Annotated in this window: 2 protein-coding genes; both read right to left on the minus strand. The window is 36.8% G+C overall.

The features are described 5' to 3' along the window. Window positions 1–45: 45 nt before the first annotated feature. Window positions 46–1,266 carry an ISL3 family transposase gene (locus tag CAO17_RS22180; protein ID WP_085991018.1) on the minus strand — a complete coding sequence of 407 codons (1,221 nt, stop codon included), beginning with the start codon at window positions 1,264–1,266 and terminating at the stop codon, window positions 46–48. A gap of 160 nt (window positions 1,267–1,426) precedes the next feature. Further along, window positions 1,427–2,321, minus strand: an 895-nt coding sequence (locus CAO17_RS22185; protein WP_179151856.1) for an FAD-dependent oxidoreductase, incomplete at its 5' end; no start/stop codon positions are given.

Here is a 2,321-nt window from a genome sequence, read left to right on the forward strand (position 1 = left end):
GGTTCTAAGTCAAATGTTGGGGTGGGGCTATTAGCTCCTACCCCTTTAACCTATTGAATTGGCTACGGATTTAAATTGATGGTGTAATAATACCCTTAATCTCAATCGATCATATCTCTTGAATCCAAAGGCATTTCTCTTGATAACCTTTGTTTGATTATTCAATCCTTCAATAAACCCATTACTATACCCAAAGGCAAAGCTGTTCAATATTTCAGGTTGCCAATTTTGTAGCGTCTGTATCGCTTTTTCAAATTCCTCTAAACCCGCATCTTTTACTTGCGTATAAAACTGATACAGCCCTTCTTTAACTTCTTTCATATTATCTTTTCCTATTTTCTTTGCTTCTTCAAACCAAGTTCGATAAGATTCTTTTAATCCATAAGCTGTTCTCAAATCTTCTGATAACCCTAAATATCTTTCTAAGTACCAATGTTGTTTTGCGCTAAGGGCTTCATAATGCTTATAAAATACATGCTTCATTCGCTTGCACTTTTTACGATCATAAGGGTGGAATTCTTTTTGAACTCGTCTTCGCACACGTTCGAGTGCCCAATAAATATAACGACAGAAATGAAATCGATCCGCTATAATAATAGGATTCCCCAATGCTTGTTGAACAGCTGATTTAAAGCTATGACTCATATCCATAATGACTATTTCTACTTTTTCTCCCTTTTCCTGTAGATACTTTTTCACCGTTTTTACGGACCGATCAGGAAGAATATCCAAAGGCTCACCTGTCTCACCATTACCGATAATGGTTTGATATTTACCTTTATTTGTATCGCCCTTATATTCATCGATCGCTATTACCCGTGGCAGAGCTTTAACCTCACGTAATTTACCAGCTGATACGTTATCAAAACGTCGCATAGCTGTATTGGATGACGTATGAAATTGGGCAGCAGTATCCTTGAAATTCTTCCCCTTTATCACTCGAAAACCTAACGCCTGATTCCATTCCACCGTATGTCGCTGATAACGATAGACAATATTATTGTTTTCTACAAACCTCTTTCCACACTCACACCTATAACGACGCTTACGATAAAAAATATAGGTTCTACGTTCAAACAATTTTAAATGCTGAATTTTTTGCACTCGATAATCATGAATACGCTCTGTTATCTCCCCACAAGAAGGGCATTTATGAGGTTTTTTTGGCAACTGAACATGAATATGAAAGGATCCCTCTATCTCCTCTGTTTTCGTTATTTTCATTTCTTCTAATCCAGGTAATTTCATGTTAAAATACATATACACGCAACTCCTATCCACTTGTTTCTCGTCAATTCAAGTTTAAAGGATATAGGAGCTTGCGTGTTTTTTTATGCTTAAATTTTATTAAAACCCCAACATATATTTTAGAGCCATAATAAAGAAGATAACCCAGATGACTCTTGGGTTATCTTCTTAATTTAAATTACATTATATGAATTGGAGAACCTAACGCTACTTCTGCTGCCTCCATTGTAATTTCACCTAATGTTGGATGAGCATGAATAGTAAGTGCTAAGTCTTCTGCAGTCATACCAGCTTCAACAGCTAGTCCAATTTCAGAAATCATATCACTAGCGTTTGGTCCAGCGATTTGACCTCCTAGAATTAATCCATCCTCTTTACGAGTAATAAGTTTTAAGAAACCGTCTGTATTATTTAAGGATAATGCACGGCCATTTGCCGCGAATGGGAACTTACCAACCTTCACGTCATAGCCTTCTTCTTTTGCTTGTGCTTCAGTAAGACCAACCATAGCCAATTCTGGCTCAACGAAAGCAACAGCAGGAATACCAATATAATCAACTTCAGATTTTTCACCGCTAATTGCTTCTGCAGCAATCTTACCTTCATAAGAAGCTTTATGCGCTAATGGAGCACCTGGTACAATATCACCAATAGCATAGATGTTCTTCACAGTTGTACGGGATTGTTTATCAACTTTAATAAGACCTTTTTCATCTAATTCGATACCCACTTGTTCCAAACCAATTTCACTTGTGTTTGGACGACGGCCTACAGTTACTAAGACATAATCCGCCTCAATTATTTCTTCTTTCCCTTTTACTTCATATGAAACTTTTACACCATCTTTTGTTTCTTCCACGCCTTTAGCCATTGCTTCTGTAATCACTGTAGCGCCTTTTTTCTTCAGACCTTTTTTAACTAATTGAGTCATCGATTTTTCAAATCCGCCTAAAATATCTTTTGCACCTTCTAGGAATGTAACCTCTGTACCAAAGTTAGCATAAGCAGTCCCTAGTTCTGTTCCAACATATCCAGCACCAATTACAACTAGTTTTTTAGGAATTTCTTTCAAA

The organism is Oceanobacillus senegalensis (assembly GCF_900176885.1).
Lineage (GTDB): Bacteria > Bacillota > Bacilli > Bacillales > Amphibacillaceae > Oceanobacillus > Oceanobacillus senegalensis.